The 23116-nt window shown below is 60.2% G+C and carries 21 protein-coding genes and 1 tRNA gene; 9 read left to right on the top strand and 13 right to left on the bottom strand.

What is annotated here, in order from left to right; all coding sequences use genetic code 11:
* Window positions 1-8 precede the first annotated feature (8 nt).
* Genes AC2FJ6_RS10070 through AC2FJ6_RS10090 form a run of 5 tightly spaced genes read right to left on the bottom strand, consistent with a single transcriptional unit; the run spans window position 9 to window position 6331 of the window.
* Window positions 9-1124, bottom strand: a complete 1116-nt coding sequence (locus tag AC2FJ6_RS10070) for a mandelate racemase/muconate lactonizing enzyme family protein (RefSeq protein ID WP_170772742.1) — start codon at window positions 1122-1124, stop codon at window positions 9-11.
* On the bottom strand, window positions 1121-2227 hold the full coding sequence (locus AC2FJ6_RS10075; RefSeq protein ID WP_170772744.1) for a mandelate racemase/muconate lactonizing enzyme family protein: 1107 nt from the start codon (window positions 2225-2227) through the stop codon (window positions 1121-1123). Before AC2FJ6_RS10075 ends, AC2FJ6_RS10070 begins: the two co-directional genes overlap by 4 nt.
* Window positions 2224-2799, bottom strand: a complete 576-nt coding sequence (locus tag AC2FJ6_RS10080; RefSeq protein WP_170772745.1) for a dimethylsulfonioproprionate lyase family protein — start codon at window positions 2797-2799, stop codon at window positions 2224-2226. The genes AC2FJ6_RS10075 and AC2FJ6_RS10080 overlap by 4 nt, the downstream gene beginning before the upstream one ends.
* A complete protein-coding gene (locus AC2FJ6_RS10085) occupies window positions 2796-3878 on the bottom strand; it encodes an alcohol dehydrogenase family protein (RefSeq protein ID WP_237217404.1) in 1083 nt (360 codons plus the stop codon). The genes AC2FJ6_RS10080 and AC2FJ6_RS10085 overlap by 4 nt, the downstream gene beginning before the upstream one ends.
* Window positions 3875-6331, bottom strand: a complete 2457-nt coding sequence (locus tag AC2FJ6_RS10090; protein ID WP_496668917.1) for an FAD-dependent oxidoreductase — start codon at window positions 6329-6331, stop codon at window positions 3875-3877. Before AC2FJ6_RS10090 ends, AC2FJ6_RS10085 begins: the two co-directional genes overlap by 4 nt.
* Window positions 6332-6399: 68 nt before the next feature.
* Between AC2FJ6_RS10090 and AC2FJ6_RS10095 the strand changes: the two genes are divergently transcribed.
* From AC2FJ6_RS10095 to AC2FJ6_RS10110, 4 genes are all read left to right on the top strand, one after another.
* On the top strand, window positions 6400-7287 hold the full coding sequence (locus AC2FJ6_RS10095) for a MurR/RpiR family transcriptional regulator (protein WP_170772749.1): 888 nt from the start codon (window positions 6400-6402) through the stop codon (window positions 7285-7287).
* Window positions 7284-8375: an aromatic ring-hydroxylating oxygenase subunit alpha gene (locus AC2FJ6_RS10100; protein ID WP_170772751.1), complete on the top strand. Its 1092-nt coding sequence runs from the start codon at window positions 7284-7286 to the stop codon at window positions 8373-8375. Before AC2FJ6_RS10095 ends, AC2FJ6_RS10100 begins: the two co-directional genes overlap by 4 nt.
* A gap of 78 nt (window positions 8376-8453) precedes the next feature.
* Window positions 8454-8837, top strand: a complete 384-nt coding sequence (locus AC2FJ6_RS10105) for a carboxymuconolactone decarboxylase family protein (protein ID WP_170789624.1) — start codon at window positions 8454-8456, stop codon at window positions 8835-8837.
* A gap of 35 nt (window positions 8838-8872) precedes the next feature.
* The gene (locus AC2FJ6_RS10110; RefSeq protein ID WP_170772755.1) at window positions 8873-9658 is read left to right on the top strand and encodes an alpha/beta hydrolase; all 786 of its coding nucleotides are present in this window, start codon (window positions 8873-8875) and stop codon (window positions 9656-9658) included.
* Between the two features lie 117 nt (window positions 9659-9775).
* Here AC2FJ6_RS10110 and AC2FJ6_RS10115 read toward each other — a convergent pair.
* A tRNA-Ser gene (locus tag AC2FJ6_RS10115) sits at window positions 9776-9865 on the bottom strand.
* Window positions 9866-10212: 347 nt separating this feature from the next.
* Between AC2FJ6_RS10115 and AC2FJ6_RS10120 the strand changes: the two genes are divergently transcribed.
* On the top strand, window positions 10213-11142 hold the full coding sequence (locus tag AC2FJ6_RS10120; RefSeq protein ID WP_170772759.1) for a FecR family protein: 930 nt from the start codon (window positions 10213-10215) through the stop codon (window positions 11140-11142).
* Between the two features lie 34 nt (window positions 11143-11176).
* A complete protein-coding gene (locus AC2FJ6_RS10125; RefSeq protein ID WP_170772761.1) occupies window positions 11177-13411 on the top strand; it encodes an adenylate/guanylate cyclase domain-containing protein in 2235 nt (744 codons plus the stop codon).
* An 11-nt stretch (window positions 13412-13422) separates the two neighbouring features.
* Here AC2FJ6_RS10125 and AC2FJ6_RS10130 read toward each other — a convergent pair whose 3' ends face one another.
* Both AC2FJ6_RS10130 and AC2FJ6_RS10135 read right to left on the bottom strand, forming a co-directional pair.
* Window positions 13423-13740 carry a DUF3775 domain-containing protein gene (locus AC2FJ6_RS10130; RefSeq protein ID WP_170408475.1) on the bottom strand — a complete coding sequence of 106 codons (318 nt, stop codon included), beginning with the start codon at window positions 13738-13740 and terminating at the stop codon, window positions 13423-13425.
* 342 nt (window positions 13741-14082) lie between these two features.
* On the bottom strand, window positions 14083-14856 hold the full coding sequence (locus tag AC2FJ6_RS10135; protein ID WP_170772763.1) for a DUF1365 domain-containing protein: 774 nt from the start codon (window positions 14854-14856) through the stop codon (window positions 14083-14085).
* A gap of 146 nt (window positions 14857-15002) precedes the next feature.
* Here AC2FJ6_RS10135 and AC2FJ6_RS10140 point away from each other — a divergent pair, with 146 nt between their 5' ends.
* From AC2FJ6_RS10140 to AC2FJ6_RS10150, 3 genes are read left to right on the top strand one after another with little or no spacing between them, the layout of a single operon-like run.
* Window positions 15003-15659, top strand: coding sequence for a sigma-70 family RNA polymerase sigma factor (locus tag AC2FJ6_RS10140; protein ID WP_170773067.1), 657 nt, complete (start codon window positions 15003-15005; stop codon window positions 15657-15659).
* A 10-nt stretch (window positions 15660-15669) separates the two neighbouring features.
* Window positions 15670-16320, top strand: a complete 651-nt coding sequence (locus AC2FJ6_RS10145; RefSeq protein ID WP_170772765.1) for a ChrR family anti-sigma-E factor — start codon at window positions 15670-15672, stop codon at window positions 16318-16320.
* A 51-nt stretch (window positions 16321-16371) separates the two neighbouring features.
* Window positions 16372-16776 (top strand): hypothetical protein, encoded by a 405-nt coding sequence (locus AC2FJ6_RS10150; protein ID WP_496668919.1) that lies wholly within the window; start codon window positions 16372-16374, stop codon window positions 16774-16776.
* 3 nt (window positions 16777-16779) lie between these two features.
* Here AC2FJ6_RS10150 and AC2FJ6_RS10155 read toward each other — a convergent pair whose 3' ends face one another.
* From AC2FJ6_RS10155 to AC2FJ6_RS10175, 5 genes are all read right to left on the bottom strand, one after another.
* On the bottom strand, window positions 16780-18009 hold the full coding sequence (locus AC2FJ6_RS10155) for a DNA recombination protein RmuC (protein WP_170772767.1): 1230 nt from the start codon (window positions 18007-18009) through the stop codon (window positions 16780-16782).
* A gap of 52 nt (window positions 18010-18061) precedes the next feature.
* Entirely contained in the window at window positions 18062-19921 is a 1860-nt protein-coding gene (gene mutL / locus AC2FJ6_RS10160; RefSeq protein WP_170772768.1) for a DNA mismatch repair endonuclease MutL, read from the bottom strand.
* A gap of 254 nt (window positions 19922-20175) precedes the next feature.
* Entirely contained in the window at window positions 20176-21105 is a 930-nt protein-coding gene (locus AC2FJ6_RS10165) for a metal ABC transporter permease (protein ID WP_170772769.1), read from the bottom strand.
* Complete coding sequence (locus AC2FJ6_RS10170) at window positions 21102-22307, bottom strand: metal ABC transporter permease (RefSeq protein ID WP_170772770.1); 1206 nt, start codon at window positions 22305-22307, stop codon at window positions 21102-21104. Before AC2FJ6_RS10170 ends, AC2FJ6_RS10165 begins: the two co-directional genes overlap by 4 nt.
* Before the next feature lie 3 nt (window positions 22308-22310).
* Window positions 22311-23114: a metal ABC transporter ATP-binding protein gene (locus tag AC2FJ6_RS10175; RefSeq protein WP_170772772.1), complete on the bottom strand. Its 804-nt coding sequence runs from the start codon at window positions 23112-23114 to the stop codon at window positions 22311-22313.
* Between the last annotated feature and the right edge of the window lie 2 nt (window positions 23115-23116).

Genomic DNA, 23116 nt, shown 5'->3' on the forward strand with positions numbered 1-23116 from the left:
GGGGCGGATCATCGCGGGGCCTCGTAGGTTGCGATTGGGAGACCGAGGGTATCTTCGTCGGGGTGGACGCCAAGGCCTGGGGTTTCGGGCAGGTGGAGATGTCCGTTATTGTTGCGGGGACCGCGACCGTTGGCGATGTCGACGGTGATCATATCCTGGCAGGCCCAGACGGCATGGCAGTTCTGATCTGGGATGGTAGCGGCCAAATGCAGGGCCTCGGTATCGGCAAGAACGGTGCCTCCGGTGGCCATGACGAACATGTCGATCCCGTGGGCCAGGGCGATATCGCGCATCCGGGCGGCTTTGGTCAGGCCGCCGACGCGGTTGAGTTTGATGCCAAAGACCTCGGCCAGACCGTCGCGGGCGATGCGGGTGGCGTCTTGCAGGGTGACGAGGCTTTCGTCCACTGAGACGGGTGAGGCGTGGCGGGGGGCGATGGCAGCGATGTCGTCGAGCGCTTCGCAGGGCTGTTCGAACATCACCTGCAATGGCTCGCAGGCCTTCATCACGCGCAGCGCCTGTTGGCGAGTCCAGCCGCGGTTCACGTCATAAAGGACAATTTCGCCGGGGCGGCGGAAGCTTTCAACATCTTGGACGCGGGCGATGTCGCGTTCGACGTCTCCACCGATTTTGACCGAATGGGCGATGTAACCACGGTCGCGGTAGCGGGTCATCACCTCGCGCGTTTCTTCAGCAGTTTTGGCGCCGACGGAGGAGGCAATCGGGCGCGGGGTACGGGACCCGCCGCCCATCAGGTCGGCAATTGGCAGGCCCGCAGCCTGCCCGGCAATATCCCAACAGGCCATGTCGATAGGGCTTTTGGCATAGAGATGGCCGGGGAGCGCCGTATCCATGGCGCGTTCCACATCCAACACGCGACGTGGATCGAGGCCCATAATAAAGGGGGCCATGGTTTCAATCCCGGCACGGATGCCTGGGCCGTGGGCGGGGACGTAGGTATGGCCCCAGGGCGTGCCCTCGCCCCAGCCGATCAAGCTAGTATCGGTTTCAATCTTCACCAGCGTTGCGTCCAGCGTTTCGAATTTCAAACGCCCGCCAGACAACCAATAGGGATGCTCAAGCGGCAGGTCGATTTGGTAGACGGTGATGGTTTTGATCTTCATAGAGTGTACTCCGCCACGGGCGCGCCGAGGCTTTTGAAATCCGGGGTGACACCCAAACCTGGCGCATCTGGCGCGTAGAGTTTGCCGTTTCGCGACACAGCCCCGCCGCATCCGGTCGAGCGGGTGTTGTAGTTCATCAGGTCTGTGGTGTTTTGCAGGTATTCCTCGGGCGTAGAGGCGGCAAAATGGGCGACGGTGGCAGTGGTGATTTCGCCGCCCCATGTATCCTCGGCCACCACTGGAATACGGTTTTCAATCAGAAAATCGCGCCCCCGCCGAGCCTTGCTGAGCCCGCCGAGATTGGAAAGCTTCAGGCAGCAGATCTCGGCCCCCCGGTCCGCGACGATGCGCTGCGCCATGTGCATTCCTGTCAGGCATTCATCCAGCTTCATCGGCTGTTCGGCCACGCGGCGGACCTGTTGGCATTCCTCGTACGTTCTGCAGGGTTGTTCGAGGATAAAGTCCAGGTCGCGCGTCGCCCGAGCCACCTGGATCGCGTTATCCACGCGCCAACCCTGATTGGCGTCGGCCATGGCGATCTCACCCGGTTGCAGCAAAGGGACCGTGGCCCTGATGCGGTCGATATCCGTGGCCCAATCTGCGCCCACCTTGATCTGGAACTGACGGTAGCCCTGATCACGATAGGTGTTCATCTCGTCCACGGTTTCATCGACCGGTTTCTGCGGTGCCACCCGATACATCGGGGCACCGTCCGTCAGCTTGCCGCCCAGCAACATCCAGACGGGCTGCACGCAGGCTTGCCCCAGAATATCCCAGCAAGCCGCATCGAACGGCGCCTTGGCATAGCCGTGTCCCTGCACCAGATGGTCCATCAGCTGCTCGATCCGTCCAACCTGCCGGGGGTCCTCGCCCAGCAGCGTTGGGGCGACCAGACCAGCCAAGGCAGGAACACCCTGAGAATGCGCAACCATGTAATTCTCGCCGCAGGGTGTGAACTCGCCACAGCCCTGCAACCCGGCATCGGTGTCGATCACCACAACCGAGGCGATGGCCGTCCCAATCGCGTTGCCCGCACCCCAGACATAGGCCCCGCCGACATAGGGCAGCCCGGTCTGATAGATGCGGATGCGGGTGATTTTCATGCGGCGTCCATCCGGGGCAAGGCGTCCAGCCCTTCGCCGCGCCACAACACGTAGGTCAGGATGGGGCTGTCGGTGGTTGTCATAGCGTGGCTTTGCCAACTGGTGTGCAGACGGGTTTGATTGGGTGTTAGTTCGGCGTCATTGCCAGCGACGTGAAACCTCGCTCGGCCGGCGGCGATGAGATACAGTTCTTCGGCCTGATGGCTGTGCCAATTATAGGCCAACCCTTCACCCCAAAAGGCCACGTAACCGCGCAGCTTTGTCGAGTGGAAATGGCCCGTGGGGCCGAACAGCTCATAATAACCAAAGCGATTCAGGAAGTCTGCTCCGACCTCGTCTTTGGTATAGGTCTGTTTCCAATTGGCGAGATGCGCTGTTACGCAAATCGACTCGGTAAGGGCTTGGGTCGGCCCTGCGTCGGGCTGGATCGACTGCACCAGAGGAACCGCCGGGATCGCGTTTGGCGGCAGGTCAAGCGCGCTCAGGTCGTCTGGCCAATCGCCGAACGCAGCCAGATCAGGATGGGTTTGGTGCAACTGTCGCGCAGCCATCAGCACATCATCCAAAGTCATGGGATCACCACGATATTGCCCGTGTGCTGCTTGGCGATGAAAGCTGCTTGCGCCTCGCGCAACTCCTCCAGAGGATAAGTCGCGGCAAGAGCCGGTTTGATCTCACCCGCCTCGATATATTTCACGAGGTTCTGCATTACCTGCGGGTCGATGACGGTCGAGCCGGTGAAGGTCAGGTCGCGCAAATAGAAGGTGCGCAAGTCGAACTCAACCATCGGGCCCGCGATGGCTCCGGAGCAGGTGTACCTTCCGCCACGCTCGAGGATGTCGATCAGGGACGGCCAGTAGGGGCCGCCGACCACATCTGCGACCACCGTGATCTTTTCACCGTCCAGCACTTTGCGCAGGTTTTCCGGTGCGCGCGGCAAGATCATGTCAGGACCAAGCTCGGCGACGTCGGCATGTTTCGCCTCGGACGCCATTGCGATAACGCGCGCGCCACGCCGTTTGGCCAGTTGCACCAAGGCGCCGCCGACACCGCCCGAGGCTCCGGGCACCAGAACCGTGTCTTTCTCGGTGACATTGGCGCGGGTCAGCATCCCTTCGGCGGTTGAGTAGGAGCAAGAAAACGTCGCCAGTTCCGCATCCGACAAATCAGAGGTAATCGGCACTGCATTCACGGCCAGAGTGGTGGCATATTCGGCAAACCCTCCGTCCCGTTCCGAGCCGTAATAGCCGGTTTTGTCCATGTTTGCCGGGTCATCCGGATCACGCAGCCAGCCGTCGGTGATTACGCGCTGACCGATACGGGCGGGGTCGACACCTGCACCCACGGCCACGATATAGCCACAGATATCCGCCCCCTGGATGCGCGGGAAGGTGATCGGGTTGCCGCCCCAGGTGGGGTCTTCCTCACCCACCTCATCAAACGCGCCGCCGGTTGTCGCGTCAGTGACTGTCTTGGAATACCAACCCGACCGCGTGTTGACGTCCGTGTTGTTCAGACCGCAGGCGGCGACCTTGATCAACACTTCCTGAGCCGCAGGTTCGGGGCGAGGCCAGTCTGGGTGAAGCACCATCTGCTCGAGACCGCCATGGCCCATCGTGACCATAGCTTTCATTCTATCAGGCAAGATCATTGCGCGGCCTCCAGTGCAGCGTCGGTTCGTGGCAGCAGGCTTTGCGGATCATAGGCCGGTTCGCCCAGCACTAGCGCTGCACGGGATTGACCGTGGATCACGACCTGCAATGCGGTGCCGGGCGTGGCGGCCTCGGGCTTGATGTAGGCAAAGGCGAGGATCTTGCCGACGGTATGCCCATAGACCACTGAAGCGGTCGAGCCGACCACGCGACCATCCAGCATCACTGCCTCACCGCCATGGCCGTCGATCTCACCATCCGGTTCGATTTCCAGATAGGCGCAAATCCACGGAAGGTCGGTGTTCAGGGTCATGTCCTTGCCCAGATACTCCTTGTCGGTGCGCGCAAAGCGCAGCACGTCCGCCTCGGCCAATGTGACTTCATTGGTTAGTTCACCCGCGCCTTTGAAGCCTTTCTCCATCCGCATCACGTTCATGGCAAAGCTGCCGTAGTCGGCGATGCCATGCGGCTCACCCGCACCCCAAAGTGCGGTGTAAACGTCGAGGCAAGCGGCGTTGGACATGTGCAACTCCCAGCCCAGTTCCCCGGCATAGGACATGCGGAACGCCCAGACCTTGTGGCCTGCGATTGTGATTTCCTGCGCGGACAACCAGCGGAACCCGACATTGGTCAAATCGGCATCGGTGCAGCGCGCCAGTACGTCCCGCGATCGGGGACCGTTCAGCGACAAGGCTGACCAATCGGACGAGAGGGCGGTAATCTGAACATCCTCATCCGCCCGCTGTTGCGTCAGGTGATCCAGCAAGCGCTGTTCGAAGAACGCGGCGCATACCAGATAGAAGCGATCTTCAGCCATGCGGACAATCGTGGTCTCCAACTCGATCCGGCCCCGGCGGTTCAGCATATGGGTCAGCGTGATCGAGCCCACTTTTTGCGGCATCCGGTTGGCCGTCAGCCGATCCAGCAGGGCGTAGGCATCCGGCCCCGAAACCTCGACCTTAGTAAAGGCGGTGACATCCATGATGCCGACGCGTTCGCGCACCGCTTTGACCTCGGCCGCGACCATGTCGTCGGCGGGCGTGCGGCGGAAGGAATAATGGTCGCGCTGTTCAACCCCATCGCGGGCGAACCAGCGGGGGCGCTCGAACCCATAGACTTCCTCATGCACCGCGCCCTTGGATTTCAGCAATTCATACAGGGGCGATGGCTTGATCGGACGCCCTTCGAGACGGTTGAAATGCGGAAAGGGGATTTCGTGGCGCAGGCAGTAATCTTCCTCGGCCTTAATCACCTGCCAGTCCTTCGTGGCATAGCTGCCGAACCGGCGCGGATCGAACTCGCGCATAGAGATTTCGGCGGCCCCATGCACCATCCAGCGCGCCAACTCACGCGTCAGACCCGGCCCCCAACCAATGCCGATCTGCGTACCGCAGCAGCACCAGTAGTTCTGCACACCCGGCGCAGGCCCGATCAGCGGGTTGCCGTCCGGCGGGTGCGAGATCGCGCCGTGCACGTCACGCTGAATGCCCAGTTCGGCAAAGATCGGCATACGGTTCAGGCTTTCCTCAAGCCACGGCATCACCCGGTCGTAATCCGCGTCGAACAGCCAGTTCTCGTATTCCCACGGGCAATGATCATGCCAGACCGAGTTTGGGTTCTCTTTCTCGTAAATCCCGATCAGCCCGCGCTGTTGCTCCATCCGGATATAACCAGAGACCTTACGGTCGTCGCGGATCACCGGCAGTTCCTTGTCCAGATTCTGGAACTCGGGCACAGGCTCGGTCACGAAGTAATGGTGCGTCATCGAGGTCATTGGCAGTTGCAGCCCCGACCATTCACCCATCTGACGGGCGTAAGTGCCGCCTGCGTTCACCACATGCTCGCAGGTTATGGTGCCCAACTCGGTCTCAACTACCCACCCGCCATTCTCGGCCTGCGTGATATTGGTAGCGCGGCAGTTGCGGAAGATGCGGACGCCTTTTTGACGCGCGCCCGTCGCCATCGCCATTGTCACATTGGTTGGGTCCACATGGCCGTCATCTGGTGTGTGCAGCGCGCCCAACACACCGTCGAGATTGTAGAACGGGTGCAGTTCGGCCACCTTCTCGGGGCCCACCAATTCGATGTTGAAGCCAAGCGAGCGGCCCACGGACAGGGTGTGGCGCAGCCAGTCCATCTCATCCTCGGTATAGGCCAAGCGGAACGAGCCGCAGCCGTGCCATGTGACCGGCTGGCCGGTTTCAGCCTCCAACGCGCCGGAATAGAGACCGATATTGTAGTCCACGCATTTGCCCAGCCCAAAGCTTGAGGTCGAATGCGTGATCTGGCCCGCCGCGTGCCACGTGCTGCCGCTGGTCAGCTCGGCCTTTTCCAGCAGGACGGTGTCATCGCCCCACCCCTCATGCGCCAGATGATAGGCCAGACCGACCCCCATGACGCCGCCTCCAACAATGACCACGCGGGCGTGGGTGGGTAATTTCTTCTCGGACATGACATTTCCTCTTCCCGAGTCGCTTTTCTGCTCGACAGGCTAATTCCACATTTGTACCATCGTCAATCATGAATGACACAAATGTATCATCAATCGTTCTCGACCGCCTCACGGAGGAATGGGAGGCCCTGACGCCCGAGGCGCAAAAGGCCGCACGCTACGTGTTGGAAAACCCCACGGATGTTGGGGTTTCGACCGTGCGCGAGATCGCCGAGGCGGCAAAAGTAAAGCCCAACACTTTTGTCCGCATGGCCCGGCAGGTGGGGTTCGAAGGATACGAAGATTTCCGCGCGCCCTTCCGTGATGCGATTCGCCGGGGCGGCGTCTCGTTCCCCGACCGTGCACGTTGGCTGCAGGATATCGGCAAGTCGGGCGAGTTGGGCGGGCTCTATGCAGACATGATCGGTGCCGCGATCCGCAATATCGAAGAGACCTTTGCCGGAATTGACGCCGCCAACCTAAAGGCGGCGGCCGAGGATATCTGGACCTGTCGCCAGATTTTCACGCTGGGCGTGGGCGTTAATAACGCGAACGCACGGAACTTCACCTATCTAGCGTCAACGGGGATGAAGCAATTCCACGCTATTCCCCGCCCCGGATCAACCCCTGTGGACGATCTAGCCTGGGCTGATGAACAGGACGTGCTGATTGCCATCACATGCCATCCCTACCGGACCGAGGTGATCGACGCCATCAAACTGGCTCGGCAACAGGGAATGACTGTCGTAGGAATCTCGGACAGCCCGGCCAGCCCGGTCATTTTGAACGCGCAGCACGGCTTTGTCGTGGCAGCTGATACACCGCAATTCTTCCCCTCCTCCGTCTCGACCATCGCCTTGCTGGAAACGCTGCTGTCCTTTGTGGTGGCCGTCTCCAGCGACGAAATCGTCGAGAGGGTTGAGCGGTTTCATCAACGCAGACACCAACTTGGCCTCTACGCGGAGGAGCCCGAATGAACGCCCCCCTGACCCATTCACTGGACGCGCGATACTATACCGACCCCGCGATTTTCGCGCAGGAGATGCAGGGGCTGCTGGCCCGAACCTGGCAATTCGCGGGCCACGTGGCGCAGGTGCGCGAACCGGGTGATTACTTTGCGTTCGAGATCGCGGGGCAAAACCTCTTCTGCATTCGGGGTCGCGACGGGGAAATCCGCACATTCTACAATGTGTGCCAACACCGCGCGCACGAGATGGTCAGTGGCGCGGGTAATACCCGCGTGGTCGTCTGCCCCTATCATTCTTGGACCTATGAACTGACGGGCCAATTGCGCGCCGGCCCGAATATCAAATCGGTTCCCGGTTTCGACCGCAGCGCGATCTGCCTTACCTCGGTTCGGACCGAAGTGTTCAACGGCTTCATCTTCGTCAACCTCGACGATGATGCAGCCCCCATGGACGATTGGTATCCCGGCGTGCGCGAGGAAATCGGTGCGTTTGTACCGCATATCGACGATTTGGAACCGCTGGAATGGGTAGAAATTCCGGAAAACTGCAACTGGAAGGTCAGTATCGAGAATTACTCGGAATGCTATCACTGCCCAACCAACCACCCGACCTTTGCCGAAGGTGTGGTCAAGCCCGAGACCTACGACATCCAGCCCGATGCCAGCGGCGGCTATGTCCTGCGCCACACGACCGAGTGCCAGAGCCTCGACAAGATGACCTACCCCATCGACCTGTCAGTGCCCCACGCGGGCGACTACCAGTCGTGGTTCCTGTGGCCCATGTTCTCGTTTCAGTGCTATCCTGGCAACGTGCTGAACACCTATCACTGGCGCGCCCACGACGCCGATCGCTGCACTGTCTGGCGCGGATGGTATACCGAGGGCGGATCGGAAAGCGCCGTCATCCGCCAACTGGCCGTGCAAGACCGCGAGACAACGGTCGAAGAGGATATCCGTCTGGTCGAATCCGTCCACCGCGGCCTGAAGTCCCGCGGATACCGCCCCGGCCCGCTGGTGTTGGACCCCGGTTGCGGCGTGATGTCGGAACATTCAATCGCGCGCTTGCAACACTGGATGCGCGAAGCCATTGACGACTGACCTACCCGAAGGCGAAGAAAATTCGACGAATTTTCTCGGCTCAACACACAACAATTGTCCACGACTCCCGAGGTGAAAATGTCAGACCTGTTCAACGAAAACTTGTTTCTAAAAGGACTGGAACAACGCAAGAGCACTCTTGGCGCAGAATATGTGGAAAAGAACCTCGCGGCTGCTGACGACTTCACCCGCCCGTTCCAAGAAGCGATGACAGCCTGGTGCTGGGGCTTTGGATGGGGCGATGATGTCATCGACGCCAAAACACGGTCGATGATGAACCTGTCGATGATCGGCGCCTTGGGCAAGATGCATGAATGGGAGATTCACTGCAAAGGCGCGATCAACAACGGCGTTACGCCCGAAGAGATCCGCGCCATCATCCATGTGATCGGAATCTACTGTGGCGTACCCCAAGCCCTTGAATGTTTCCGCGTGGCGCGCAAAGTTCTGGGGCATACGTAAATCACGCCCCAAGCCCATGCGGATCCGAGCACGCGATGACCGACGAACCCCTGCCACCCGTCCTTTTGCTGACCGGAACAAATGCCGCTGCCTGGACGATGGCGCCCGTCCGCCAAGTCTTCGAACAAGCGGGTTATAGCTGTCACAGCCTGACCTATCGCCACCACGATCTGCCTCCGGGCCCGGATCGGGACGCCAAGCTGATCGGGCTTAGCATTGCCGACTATGTCGAAGATGCACGACGCGCCATCAATGAGATCGGACAAACCCCGATTGTCGTTGGCCATTCGCTCGGAGGCGTGGTCGCTCAGCTTTTGGCGGCACAAGGTCTGATACGTGCTGGAGTTCTGCTGAACAGCAGTATCGTCAATGGTGTCCTGCCCACCACCGACAGAGAGCGCGATCTTGGAAAACTGTTCATCTCTGCCGGAGCTTTCTGGGATCAAGCCTTGGGTCAGGATTTCGAGCTTTTGGCAACCTACGGGTTGAACACTCTGCCAGAGGCGCTGCAACACGACATCCATCAGCGGCTTGGCACCGAGTCCGGTCGGGTGCTGTTCGAATTCGTGTTCTGGATGTTTGACAGCGCGCAAACGACCCTGATCGACCCGCACAATGTGACATGCCCGCTCTTGTTCGTTTCTGGCACGGAAGACAAGGCCGTGGCGACCAGCACGGCCAAGGCGATGGCGAACCGCTATGACTCAGCCGAGTTCATGCCCGTCGAGAGGGCCTGCCACTATATACAGTTTGACGCTCAATGGAACAAAACGGCGCAAACTGTGGTGGATTGGGTCGGGCAACTTGACGGAACTAAATGACTCTTTTCTCAGTAAGATGTTTTGTGTGCCGCGCACCAACGCGTAACCGGACTCAGGTAATCCGGTTCAACCCCAAATCGCTGACCAAAGGTATTTTTTGGCCCCAATGTAAACAAATGGCGGAGACGAAGGGATTCGAACCCTCGAGACGGTTTCCCGCCTACTCCCTTAGCAGGGGAGCGCCTTCGACCACTCGGCCACGTCTCCGCTGGCCGGTATATCCTTGCCGGACGGCCAGATACAAGGCGATTTTCAAAGGGTTTCGCATTTTTCTTCCCAGCACCATCCGATTGCCGGGAACGACGACGAAAACCCAACCGCTCTGGGGTTGGGGTGGGTGCACAGACGACCCAGGATCCCCCCCCTCACCAACATCAATTTTAGAAAACTTGCCAAACATGTGCTGTTTAAGGCATATTTGATCAGACATAAACTTAATAAATTTAATATTTTGAATATGTAGGGGGCACAAAACCGGGCAGTGAGCAATTTGCTCACCATACGAGCTATGGGGGAATGGAAGCTTGGCCTGGTTAAGAGTGCTATTCGTTTTAATGTGTCTATTGCTGGTGCCTGCACAGGTGCTGGCCAATATTGGAAAGGTGATTGGTGTCAAGCCAGGCGCGGAAATCACCCGAGGTGGAAAATCACAACCGCTGCAAGCCGGAATGGATGTCGTGTCGGGGGATTCGATCTCGACCGACGGGAATGGGCTGGTGCAACTGGTCTTTGTCGATGAAACCAAAATCGCCATCGGGCCGAATGCCAGTATGGTCCTGGACGTGACGATGCTGCGCGGCAATCGCAAGGCAAAATCATTTGCGGTGCAGGCATTGGGCGGCAGTTTCCGCTTCATTTCAGGCAAAAGCAAAAAGCGGGTCTATTCGATCAAGACCCCGACAGCGACGATGGCCGTGCGCGGGACAACGTTTGACATGTGGGTCATTCCGGGCGCTCAGAGCGCCATGTTGGTGCTCGAAGGCACGGTCCGCATGTGCGGAAATGGCGGTTTTTGCCACTCGGCAGGCCGACAGTGCAGTTTGTTTGCAACCAACCAGCGGGGTGGAGTCGGGCGTCCGGTGGATCAGGCACAATATGATCTGGCGTTACAAACCGGATTTCCCTTTATCCAATCTCAACAGGACCTGCTGAGCCCTCTGCAGGTCGGTATTGGTGGGTGCGCGGGCGAAGCGGCCCCCTTGCCCGTGCCCAAATCCGATCCGCCGCAGCCACCACAATTCGTGCAAGAATCAACGCCTCAACCGGTTGTGCTGCCTGAACCCCCGTCTCCCGAGCCACCCGCCCCGGATCCAGAACCGGATCCAGAACCAGAGCCTGAGCCTGAACCCGACGTGAAAGGCAACCGTTCCGGTCAGGCCGACGGTTCCAATCCCGGCGGACAGAGCGGCAACACGGATGGGTTTGACAATCCGGGGAAAGCCAAAGGTAAAGGTAAAGGCCGAGGCAAGGGCAAACGCGCCTGAATAGAAACGACGCCAGATTTAGTCGGAGGCCGACTTGCGTTTGAAATCCAAAGAGAGAACGGGACGGCGACGGGCGTTTCGCCTGGTCGGGCTTGGCCTGATTCTGTTTGGATGCTTCATCCGGATCATGGACCCTTACCCAGTGCGGATGTCGCGGATGATCTATTTCGATTTGCTGCAACGGATGTCGCCCCGCGAATACACACCTGACCTGCCGGTGCGAGTCGTGGATATTGACGAAGAGTCTCTGGCCAATTGGGGCCAATGGCCCTGGCCACGCACATTGCTGGCGCAGATGGTCCAGAACCTGGGTGAGAATGGCGCAGCGGCTATTGCTTTTGACATGCTGTTTGTCGAACCGGACCGATACTCACCCGCCCGGTTGCTCAACGACCCTGCGCTGGACGGCGTTCTGACCGTGGAACGTCATGCACAGAAGGTGGACTATGACGTGCTTTTCGGGCTCGAAGCCGCCCATTGGCCAGTGGTGATGGGCACGGCGGCTCGTATCTCGCAGGAGGGCAGCAATGTTGCCCCCAAGGCCGGGATCATCGAGATCGGAGAAGCACCGACCTCCGGATTGATCTCGGTCCCTCATTGGACCCCGATCGCGCCTCCCTTGGATCGCAGCGCTGCGGGGATTGGCGGGGTAAACGTCTCGCCACTGGGTGGTACCGGGATCATTAGACGCGTCCCAGTTTTGTGGGGCGGCCCGAACGGTCCGATGCCCGGTTTGGGGATCGAAGCGCTGAGGGTCGCGCTGGACGCACCGTTCATTCTGACCGAGGGCTCGGCAGATGAGGAAGGGATCATGCTCGCGGTTGAGCTGGGAGATTTCCGCCTGCCGACCACCGAAAACGGTGAGGTCTGGGTCAGGTATCGACATGACCAGCCGGACCTCTACCTATCGGCCGACAGGGTCATGCAAACCCCAGGTGATCCCGCACTCAGGGCGGAGATCGAAGGACGGATTATCCTTGTCGGTACCTCGGCGGCGGGTCTGTTCGACATGCATCAGACCGCGCTGGGCGAGTCGGTGCCGGGCGTGTCGATCCACGCGCAGTTGCTGGAGCAGATTTTTACAGGTGAAATGCTAAACCGGTCGGATGTGACGGCAGCGCTGGAGCTGGTGTCTTTCGTATTGCTAGGCCTGATCGTGATTGCAGTGATGTCCAGTTTTGGCGCGGTCGCCTCATTCGTTGCTGGCGGGGTGGCAGCGGCCGCGGTTTTGGGCACCAGCTGGCTTGCTTTTCAGAACCAGCTCACCCTGTTTGACGTGACCTTTCCGCTGCTGGGTGGAATGGCCAATTTCGGCTTACTGGCGGGGTACCTATTTGTCACGACCGAGCGGGAAAAGCGGGAAATCCGGCAGGTGTTCTCACACTACGTTGCCCCGGAAATTCTGGATGAGATGGAGGTTTCGGGCCATCGCCTGCAACTGGGTGGCGAGACGCAGGAAATCACCGTCATGTTCTCGGACATCAGAGGGTTTACGCCGCTGTCTGAATCCGTGTCGGCCACTGATCTGGTGGCATTGCTGAATGAGCTGTTCTCACAGGTCGGAGATCAGATCCTGCACGAACGGGGAACCATCGACAAGTTCATTGGCGATGCGGTCATGGCGTTTTGGAACGCGCCGCTACCAGTCGAGGATCATCCCTGCCGCGCCGCCCATTCAGCGCTGTTGATGCGGCAGGCCTTGATCCGGTTCAACGCCTCCGATGTCATGAAGGGTCGCCCACCGATCGCATTGGCGACAGGATGCGCCACCGGTCTGGCTTGTGTGGGCAATATCGGATCGCGCAGCCGGTTCAACTATACGGTCATTGGCGATGTGGTGAATGTGGCCGCTCGGATCGAACAAAGCTGCCGCCACGTGGAATATGACATCCTCGTTTCCAGCTCCGTCTACAAGGCCGCGCGGCAGGATCTGGCGATGCTCGAAGCTGGATTTGTCGATCTGAAGGGCAAGTCCGAGCTTGAGGCTGTTTTTCTTCTGGTTGGTAACACTACGCTGCGCACTTCGCCTGGGTTTATGGAACTCGCGGCGGCGCATGGCGATATGATCGCAGCCATTCGACAGCGGCAATCCTATGTGCAGATCAAGAAGCACTGCAACCTGTGCGCAACGCTGGCGACCGAGGTCGAACCGGGGCTTCGCCCGTTCTATCAAGCTGTTCCGGGTCGGGCGGCTGATTTCCGGTCAGATGTACAATCGGACCAGATCATGTTCAGCCACCACGCACAGGCGAACCTGCCTTCGGCTTAGATCCGACCTGGTTACATCAGGTCGTTTTCCACATCCTCGGCGGAAATGCCCAAAGCGTCCAAACCGTTTTCCAGATGATCCGACAGATGTGGCGTTCCGATCAGGTAATCCGCGCAGGGGGTCGAGGCCTCGGACTTGGCGGTGGCGATGGCTTCGGCCAGATCTTCGGCGAAAAAGCTTTCGCGCCCGATCCACATGACCGCAACCAATTCGGCCTGCTCATCTTCGCCCATCCGGTCGATGAAAGCGCGCAGCTCGCCCTCGGCCCGGTCCAACTCACGTCCCATCATGGCGACCTGAGCGATTTTTCTTGCCGAGATTTCCAACATGTCCCAACTCCTCGTGTTCGCGGTCTCTATAGTACCACAACCACCCTCGCCGGGCTGAGTCTTTGATCTTACGCAAACTGGGGCCAGGAGCCATTAATCTTGCGCCATTGGTTTGACTGATTTTGGTTCTGACAAGGCACATCCTTGCTGGAATAGTGGTTCTATTTCTAAAGGATGTAACGCAGCTCAGAGGCAAAATCAGTCAAATCCTTCGGACGCATGAACAGCTGCAAAGCAGCGGCTTTGATCGCTTGAAATTGACACCGCCAGTCCCTGCGCGCCCAAAAGCACTGCTTTTTTGCCGTTCGCGCGCCAGTGGCGCAAGATTAATGGCTCCTGACCCTAGGGCTCGCGAATGCGCGAAACCGGATGATTGGGCACGGGTGCATGGCGAAACGGACGAAAACGCGCCTTCTTCAACTTAAGCTTCAACGCCTGCCAAAGGATCAGGAAAAACGCGCGCCGCGCGCCGAAGGGACGCCGGACCAAGGACCATAGGATTGTCCGATCCGACAGCGGTGCGCGTGGGCCGCTGAGGGTCGCAATCAACCCGCCTTTCTCGCGGCCATAATCGATCCAGACACCCACCTTGTCAGGCCGATAGTCGAAGCGAAATGTATAAGATCCTTCGATTTTCTGGAACGGTGATACATGCATCAACTTGTCCGCCACGATCCGGTCCGAGGGCTGAATGGGCGCGAAATTCGGGTTGTGGCACAGATAACTGTGCCGCGTGCCAAAGGTATTCGTTACCTCGGCCACGACAGCGTAAAGCTGATCATCCTCATCGAAACAGAACCAGAAGCTGACCGGGTTGAATACGTGACCCAGCACGCGCGGCTGCGTCAGCAGGGTCAGGGTTGCGGGTTGTGACACACCCAACTGTGTGAACTGATCGCGCAGCCAAGCCGCCCCCTGGCCTTTCCCTGGCGCACCGCCGTGATCGCGTTTGCGCCAGTTGACGATGTTCGCGCGGTCCAATGAAAACAAACGTGGCGTCTTAACCTCGGCCTCGGGGTTCAGCAGGATATAGTCGACCGAGTATCGGAAGGCATTTTCAATCGCCCCCTTCCGGCCATGATAAGTGTGGCCTGCGATATGGTCGATCCGGTTCATGCCACTTTTTCCAATCTGCCTGTAAACCGTTCAATCGGCGCTGTTTTCGCCCGTCCTTGGATATTCACATTACGCTGAAAACACTGCAACGGATTAAAATTATCTGTGAGAGTGATCCGACTTGGGACCTTCCACGTAATATGGTTATGTTTACCGAGAGCGATACCGCGCGCTTGGATGAACCGGTGGCCGATGGGCCCGTAGTGAGGCCATTGCGCGTCAAGCGACGCATCAAGGGACGACCGGTGAACCACGCAAACGGCAGTTGTGAGACCAGAACCGAATGGGTGGGCCATGTGGCCCGCATCCGGGACGCGCAGGATCAGGCGGCTTTTGCCGAGCTGTTTCAGCATTTTGCGCCTCGGGTTAAAGCGTTCCTGATCAAGTCGGGGTCGGATGCGGCCATGGCCGAGGAATGCGCTCAAGAGGTGATGGCGACCTTGTGGCACAAGGCGCATCTGTTCGACCCAACTCGGGCGACCGTGGCCACATGGGTGTTCACGATTGCACGGAACAAGCGCATCGATGTGCTGCGCAGGCAACGCCGCCCCGAGCCCGAAGATCTGGGATGGGGTCCCGAGGCCGAGCCGGATCAGCACGACGTCATGGCGCTGCAACAGGAAACCGCGCAGCTGCGCGACGCGTTGACCGCGTTGCCCGAGGCGCAAAGAGAGTTGATTGAAAAGGCCTATTTTGGCGACCTGAGTCATCGCGAGATCGCCTCGCAGACCGGATTGCCGCTGGGCACGATCAAATCACGTATTCGGCTGGCGCTGGACCGCTTGCGCCATGCTATGAACTGAGATGACGATGATGAGCAACAAGATTAAACATCACCTGACTGACGACCTGCTGATGGCCTATGCCGCAGGCACCCTGCCCGAGGCGTTCGACCTGATGGTCGCCACGCATTTGACCCTGTGCGACCATTGCCGCGCGCGGGCTGAAAGCTTTGATGCGGTGGGCGGGTGCGTGTTGCAGGAACAGGACGCCACCGTCAGCATGAACGACGGGTCGCTGGCGGCGACTATGGCGATGATCGCCCAAGGTGCCCCTGTTGCCAAACCGGTGCGTGCGGGCTGTTCAGTCCTACCGACTCCGTTGCAGGATTATGTGGGCGGCGACGTCAATGATATCAAATGGCGACCGATCGGCATGGGCGTGAAACAGGCGATTCTGCCGACCACCCATGAGGCGACTGCGCGTTTGTTGTTCATTCCCGCCGGGGCTGCCGTGCCGGATCACAGCCACAATGGCATGGAATTGACGATGGTGCTGCAGGGCGCATTTTCGGATGAGGTCGACCATTTCGCACGTGGCGACGTGGAAATCGCAGATGAAGACCTGCACCACACGCCGACTGCAGATATTTCTGAGGATTGCATTTGTCTGGCCGTGACCGATGCGCCACTGAAATTCAACAAGCTGATGCCGCGCCTGTTCCAGCCGTTTCTACGGATCTGAAGATAGGTGTGCATCGTGCTCAACTGACCTTGCTGAACGGAGTGTTCTTGCATGATGAAACACCTGATCTTTGTCGCAGTGACCTTGGGGCTGACCTTCCCGGCCTCGGCCCAGAGTGTCGCCGAGGTCAAATTCCAACCCGGCAACTATGGCACGATGGTCAGCGGCACCATCACCGGGAATGAATATTTCGACTATTTGCTCGGCGCGCAGGCCGGGCAGGAGATGTTTGCCGAACTCAATGTCAGCGACACAAATGGCAACGGTGTGATCTATTTCAACATCCTGCCGCCGGGCAGCGAGGGCGAGGCAATTTATATCGGTTCCATCGACGGCAACACGGCGCGTATCAATCTGCCTCAAAACGGAAACTATACGATCCGGGTCTACCTGATGGGCAATGACCGCGATACCGGCAAGACAGTTGGCTATAATCTGGATCTGTCGATCCAGTAGCGCCTACCCCTCGGTCTTACCCAAAGGCACCACGTTGGTGTGATCGTCCGGGGCCAGTTCCTCGAAATCGAAATTGTCCAGCCGCTGCGCCCGGCGGCCAGCCTTTTCGGCGCTTATTTTGATCTCTGAGATATCCTTGGCGGCCTGCCCGAAGTGTCGATCAAGGTTCGAGACGCGGTCGCCCAGACGTTCCACATCCTTGTGTAACATGCCCAGTTCCTTGCGAATGGCACCAGCCTGTTCGCGCATCCTGGCGTCTTTCAGGATCGCACGCATGGTGTTCAGCGTGGCCATGCAGGTGGTAGGTGACACGATCCAGACCCGTTTGCTGAAACTCTCCTGCACCAATTCGGGGAACTTGGCGTGCAGCTCGGCATAGACCGCCTCAGACGGCAGGAACATCAGCGCCCCATCGGCGGTTTCACCATCCAGAATGTATTTCTCGGCAATGTCATTGATATGCTTGCGCACCGTGCTGCGGAACATCTGCAGCGCCGCTTTCAACTCGGCATCATTGGTGGACCCGATCAGCGCCTCATACGCCTCGAGCGGGAATTTGCTGTCAATCACGATGGGGCCCGGCGGGTTCGGCAGGTTTATCAGGCAATCGGCGCGCCGCCCGTTCGACAGCGTGGCCTGCAATTGGAAACTGTCCGAGGGCAGCGCCTTCGACACGATGTCATTCAGCTGAATTTCCCCAAACGCGCCGCGGGTCTGCTTGTTCGACAGGATATCCTGCAAGCTCAACACATCGCCCGACAGTTTGGTGATATTGTCCTGCGCCTTGTCGATGGCGGCGAGGCGCTCCTGCAATTGCGTCAGCGAGGTAGCGGTCTGTTTCGACGAGCCATGCAGCGACTCCTTCATCCGCTCCTGCATTTCGGCCAGCGCACGGGCAGATTTCATCGCGTTATCCGCCAGCCGGTCATTCATCTGCTGCTGGACCGAGGACAGACGGGATTCAACCGTTTGAATCACCTGCACCTGCGCATTGGCCTGCGTATCTGACACATGCTGGAGCCCCCCGCGCAACTGTTCCTGCCCCTGCCCCAACGCTTGCACATGTTGCCCCAAATGCGCCATCTGCCGCGCCAGCGGCTCGGCCATGCGTGCCGACCGCTGCGCCGCCCGCAGTGACAGAAACAGCAGCAGCAGGATCAGCGCCACCACGCCGCCCCCGATCAAGATCACGGGGTCGTTCAGGGCGATTTGGGTGCCAGCAAACTCGATCATGTCGCCTCGGGTGTTCTTGTTTTATTCTTCATATCGCGCGTACGCGGCGGGATCAACTGCGCCCGAACAGACGTTCGATATCAGACAGTTTCAGTTCCACATAAGTCGGCCGACCATGGTTGCATTGACCGGAATGGGGCGTCGCCTCCATCTCGCGCAGCAAGGCGTTCATTTCCTCGGCTCGCATCCGACGGCCCGACCGGACCGAGCCATGACAGGCCACCCGGCTGAGGATCGCCTCGATCCGCGCCTGCACAGTCTGGCTTTCGCCCTGATCAGCCAGCTCATCAAGGATATCCAAGATCATCGCGCGGGCGTCGACTTCGCCCAGAATGGCCGGGGTTTCACGCACGGCGATGGCCCCGCCGCCGAAGGGTTCCAACGTCAGGCCAAGTCGGGTCAGGTCGTCGGCCACGGCCAGCAGCCGCGCGCAGTCGCCGTCGGACAGTTCCACGATCTCAGGGATCAGCAGCGCCTGCGCGGCGACGCCGTTCTCAGCCATCTGGTGTTTGAGCTTCTCATAGACCAAGCGTTCATGCGCCGCGTGTTGATCGACGATCACCATGCCATCGGCGGTTTGGGCGATGATGTAATTTTCGTGCACCTGCCCGCGGGCCGCGCCCAAGGGCAAGTCCTGTGCCGGAGGTTCCTCCGCGGCGACCGGAGCGGGTTCGACAATGCTGCCGCTGTAATCCTGCGACAGTTCCGCAAAGCCCGGCGCCTGGGCCCGGTAGGCCGTGTGCCGCGCCGCTGCTGAGGGTCGATCCATTTGATACACCCGCGCCGGAGCGGGCTGCGCAGGCTGCGCCGCTTCCGGCCGCATCGCGCCCAAAGTCGCGTTTGCCACGGTTGAAGACGCCCGATGCCCCGCCTCGGCCAGCGCGTGGCGCAGGGCCGAGACGATCAGCCCCCGCGCTACGCCGGGATCGCGAAACCGGACCTCGGACTTCGCCGGATGCACGTTCACATCCACCAGCGTCGGGTCACAGTCTATGAACAGCGCCGCCGCCGGGTGGCGGTCACGGCTCAGGAAATCGAAATACGCCGCCCGCAGCGCCCCGGTCAGCATCTTGTCCCGCACCGGACGGCCATTGACGAACAGGTACTGCGCCACCGCAGCACCGCGCGAATAGGTCGGCAAGGCGGCGTATCCGTAAAGCCTGATCCCCTCACGCGTAGCGTCGATCTGCAACGCGTTCTCGGCAAACTCGCGCCCGATCACGCGAGCCAGACGAGCGTGCAGGGCATCGAACAGATCGCCATTCTCTCGGTCGGCGCGGAACGTCACGCGCCCCTCACCCCCGCCCGAGATATCGCGCAGGGTGAAGGTGATCGCGGGCTCTGCCATCGCCAAACGTTTCACGGTGTCGGTGATCGCCTGTGCCTCGGCCCGGTCGGTGCGCATAAATTTCAGCCGGGCGGGCGTAGCAAAGAACAGGTCGCGCAGCTCGACTACCGTGCCCACGCGCAAGGCTGCGGGTTTCACCGCCTCCATCCTGCCGCCCGAGACGTGAACCGACGCGGCCTCGGCCCCCGGCACGCGACTGGTAATGGTTAGTCGACCTACGGCCCCCAGCGAGGGCAGCGCCTCGCCCCGGAACCCAAATGTGTGGATGTTCAGCAGGTCCGAGCCGTCGATTTTCGAGGTCGCGTGCCGCGACAAGGCCAGCGGCAGATCATCTGCCGCAATCCCGCAGCCATCATCTGTGACGCGAATCAGCGTCTTGCCGCCATCGGCAATATCAATGGCAATTCGGGTCGATCCTGCATCAATCGCATTCTCGACCAGCTCTTTCACAGCCGAAGCGGGGCGTTCAACAACCTCACCCGCCGCGATACGGTTGATCGCAGCGTCGTCCAATTGCCGAATTACGGGACGGGAATCGCTGATATTGGGGTTTGCCTGCGCCATACCCCCAGACCTAGCACAGACGCGCACGATTCTACCACTGGTTTGCAGAGGTCAATTTTCTGATTGAGGGGGCGTTCGGACAATCGTCGTGTCACCGAGAAAAGCAACACAGAGGCAACGATTGTCCGAACGGTCCAATGTGAGCGGTGGTCGTTCGCTTGATGCGGCGTTCGTAGCACGAAAAGGCTATTGAGGCTTGCGAACTCTGGCCAGTCAGTGGTGTTGGGCAAAGTTCAGCCGACATAAGCGCGCGTTTACGCCGATCCCGGTGCCCCGGCGCGCGTCCGGCATGGCCCCCAGATTGCCGCCACGGCCAGGATCAGCCCAGCTACTGTTGCGATCATACCCGCCGCACTGACGGCATCCGCCATGCCCAACCACAGGGGGCCATATCCGGCCAGCACATAGCCCAGCACGGCCGAGGTCACTGCAAAGGCGACGGACCAGGCGATTTGCGTTTCCAGCCGATTGGTCATCATCCGTGCGGCTGCGGGTGGGCAGATAAACATGGCGATCACGATGATCGACCCCACCGCATCAAACGCTGCTACGGCAGCGATGGCAGCGGTGATCACCAGCGCAAACCCAAGCGGGCCGGTCCGGATACCGATGGTGCGGGCAAAGCCCTCGTCGAAGGTAGAGACCTTGAGCGGCCGCCAGAACAGCCATGTAAACGCAGACACCGCAGCCAGCGTCAGTGCGATGCGCAAAAGTTCAGGCGGCAGGCCCGCCAGTGCGTCAATATCCAAAAGCGACGACCAACCCACTGCGTCCAGCCAGATCAGGCTTTCCAGATTGCCGTAAAGCGCATGTTCCACGTCCAGATGCACGGTCGAAGTATCGGTCTGCTCCAGCAATAGCACCCCGGCGGCAAACATGGTGGTAAAGACCACACCCATCGCGGCACCGGGTTCGATCTGGCCCAGCCGCCTGATGGCTTCGATCATCACCACGGCGACCACCGCAGCCCCCGCCGCACCCAGCATCATGGGCCAGGTCGAGATCGCTCCGGTCAGGATAAAGGCCACCACAATTCCCGGCAGCACCACATGGCTGATCGCATCGCCAATCAGCGCCTGTTTGCGCAGCACCAGAAAGTTGCCCGGCAACGCGCAGGCAATCGCCGCAAAAGTGCCAATCAGCAAGGGCGTTAGGGACAGGGGGACAAACTCTTCACCGCTCATGCCATCACCCCCTGCGGGCCGCCGATCTGGCGGTCAATCTCAGCGATCTGGTCGCGGGTCAGGACGGTCTCAATATCGCGCAACCCGTCATAGAGCGCGGCTGTCGCCTCATGCGCCTGATCGGCGCGGACGATTTCCCAGCGTTTCTCATCCCGCAGGGCCTTGGCCGCGCGGGCCTTGCCAGCCTCGGTCGCGACCCCATCGGCGCGGGCCAGGCCTGCGCGTTTCAACAGGCGCAGGGTCAGGGGTTCGTAGATCTTCTGCCCCTGCGCCAACGCCAGCAGGCCTTGACGAATATGAACCCGGCGCTGGAACCGCAGATGGCGCAGCACAGCGGCCAGAACGCCACGCACCGGGGCCAGCAACAGCGACAGGGCAAACAGGGCAAAGCTGACCAGCACGATGATCGGACCCGTCGGCAGGTTCGGGGCCGAGGCCGACAGCGCCGCGCCGACATAGCCCGAGACCCCTCCGGCGACCCCGGCCAACAGGACCACGCGGTCGGACCGATCGGTCCAGAACCGTGCCGTGACGGCAGGGATGATCAACAATGCCACGATCAGGATCAGTCCGACGATTTTCAGGCCGACCACGGTGACGGCCATCACTAGCCCCATCATCGCAAGGTCGATGCGATGCACCGGCAGCCCTCGGGCGGCGGCGTATTCGGGATCAAAGGCAACCATGGTCATGGGGCGGCGCAGGATCATCACCAGCACCAGCGTCGCAGCGCCTCCAACAGCGATGATCAGCGCATCCGCCCATAGCATCCCGGCGGTCGAGCCCAACAGGAACCCTTCCAACCCCGCCTGACGACCCACGCCCATAGTCTGGATCACAGTCAGCAGTACGATACCGAAGCCAAAGAACACCGACAGAACCGCGCCGATCGCGGCATCCTCGGCCAACCGCGTGTGGCGGGTCAGCCAGTTCATGCACAGCAGGCCCACCCAAGCCGACAGGGCCGAACCAGCCAGCAGTCCCAGCAGGTTGCGTCCGTCGCCGCCAAAGGCAACCAGCACCATGAAGGCCAGACACACACCGGGCAGCGTTGCATGGCTGATCGCATCGCTGACCAGCGCGCGTTTGCGAAGAAACAGGAACGTGCCCGTCACCCCCGCCGACACGCCCAGCAGCGCAGCCCCAATGGCAACAAGCGAGGCGTTATAGCCCAGCTGAAGGGTCAGAGCGTCCCAAAGCATGGATTATCCCAGCGCGCGCGAAATCTGGTCGATCTGAGCGGTGGCCAGACGGCCCCCATAGGCGGCCTGCAAAGTCTCGGCTGTGAAAGCCTGATTCACAGGACCTTCCGCCACCTTGCTGGTATTGATCAGGAAGACATGGTCGAAATAGTCGGTGACGGTGGCCAGATCGTGATGCACGACGACCACGGTCTTCCCAGCCTCTTTCAGCGCTTTCAGCACTGCAATGATGGCCTTTTCGGTGGCCGCATCGACCCCGGCAAAGGGTTCGTCCAGCAGGTACAGATCAGCATCCTGCGCCAGAGCGCGCGCCAGAAACACCCGCTGTTGCTGACCGCCCGAAAGCTGACCGATCTGACGGTCCGCGAAATCACGCATGCCGACACGGTTCAGGCAATCCATCGCACAAGCCATATGCCGAGCACGAACACGGCCCAACAGACCCAACTGACGCGACAGACCCATCAGGACCACGTCAATCACGCGGGTCGGGAAATCCCAATCCACACTGGCGCGCTGCGGCACATAGGCGATGTGGGCGCGTTGGGACTCAAGCGGTTGACCGTGGACCGTTACCAGCCCCGAAAGCGGCGACACGATCCCCAGCGCGGCCTTCAACAAAGTCGACTTGCCCGCGCCGTTTGGCCCGATAATGGCCGTCATCGCGCCGGGCTGCACCGTCATATCCACCGAGAACACAGCAGGTTTCTGACCGTAGGACACAGTCAGACCGCGAATGGCCAGCGGGCTTCGTTCAATCCCGTTGTCCTGAACGGATACGCCCTGATGTGCTGCAAGCTCCAGCATCG

Source organism: Ruegeria sp. CDSA089, from assembly GCF_059612205.1.

Excerpts from the sequence above, each read along its gene's own strand:
- AC2FJ6_RS10070 (WP_170772742.1), bottom strand. The coding sequence starts at position 1,124 with ATGAAGATCAAAACCATCACCGTCTACCAAATCGACCTGCCGCTTGAG.
- AC2FJ6_RS10075 (WP_170772744.1), bottom strand. The coding sequence starts at position 2,227 with ATGAAAATCACCCGCATCCGCATCTATCAGACCGGGCTGCCCTATGTC.
- AC2FJ6_RS10080 (WP_170772745.1), bottom strand. The coding sequence starts at position 2,799 with ATGACTTTGGATGATGTGCTGATGGCTGCGCGACAGTTGCACCAAACC.
- AC2FJ6_RS10085 (WP_237217404.1), bottom strand. The coding sequence starts at position 3,878 with ATGATCTTGCCTGATAGAATGAAAGCTATGGTCACGATGGGCCATGGC.
- AC2FJ6_RS10090 (WP_496668917.1), bottom strand. The coding sequence starts at position 6,331 with ATGTCCGAGAAGAAATTACCCACCCACGCCCGCGTGGTCATTGTTGGA.
- AC2FJ6_RS10095 (WP_170772749.1), top strand. The coding sequence starts at position 6,400 with ATGAATGACACAAATGTATCATCAATCGTTCTCGACCGCCTCACGGAG.
- AC2FJ6_RS10100 (WP_170772751.1), top strand. The coding sequence starts at position 7,284 with ATGAACGCCCCCCTGACCCATTCACTGGACGCGCGATACTATACCGAC.
- AC2FJ6_RS10105 (WP_170789624.1), top strand. The coding sequence starts at position 8,454 with ATGTCAGACCTGTTCAACGAAAACTTGTTTCTAAAAGGACTGGAACAA.
- AC2FJ6_RS10110 (WP_170772755.1), top strand. The coding sequence starts at position 8,873 with ATGACCGACGAACCCCTGCCACCCGTCCTTTTGCTGACCGGAACAAAT.
- AC2FJ6_RS10120 (WP_170772759.1), top strand. The coding sequence starts at position 10,213 with ATGTGTCTATTGCTGGTGCCTGCACAGGTGCTGGCCAATATTGGAAAG.
- AC2FJ6_RS10130 (WP_170408475.1), bottom strand. The coding sequence starts at position 13,740 with ATGTTGGAAATCTCGGCAAGAAAAATCGCTCAGGTCGCCATGATGGGA.
- AC2FJ6_RS10135 (WP_170772763.1), bottom strand. The coding sequence starts at position 14,856 with ATGAACCGGATCGACCATATCGCAGGCCACACTTATCATGGCCGGAAG.
- AC2FJ6_RS10140 (WP_170773067.1), top strand. The coding sequence starts at position 15,003 with ATGTTTACCGAGAGCGATACCGCGCGCTTGGATGAACCGGTGGCCGAT.
- AC2FJ6_RS10145 (WP_170772765.1), top strand. The coding sequence starts at position 15,670 with ATGAGCAACAAGATTAAACATCACCTGACTGACGACCTGCTGATGGCC.
- AC2FJ6_RS10150 (WP_496668919.1), top strand. The coding sequence starts at position 16,372 with ATGATGAAACACCTGATCTTTGTCGCAGTGACCTTGGGGCTGACCTTC.
- AC2FJ6_RS10155 (WP_170772767.1), bottom strand. The coding sequence starts at position 18,009 with ATGATCGAGTTTGCTGGCACCCAAATCGCCCTGAACGACCCCGTGATC.
- mutL (WP_170772768.1), bottom strand. The coding sequence starts at position 19,921 with ATGGCGCAGGCAAACCCCAATATCAGCGATTCCCGTCCCGTAATTCGG.
- AC2FJ6_RS10165 (WP_170772769.1), bottom strand. The coding sequence starts at position 21,105 with ATGAGCGGTGAAGAGTTTGTCCCCCTGTCCCTAACGCCCTTGCTGATT.
- AC2FJ6_RS10170 (WP_170772770.1), bottom strand. The coding sequence starts at position 22,307 with ATGCTTTGGGACGCTCTGACCCTTCAGCTGGGCTATAACGCCTCGCTT.
- AC2FJ6_RS10175 (WP_170772772.1), bottom strand. The coding sequence starts at position 23,114 with ATGCTGGAGCTTGCAGCACATCAGGGCGTATCCGTTCAGGACAACGGG.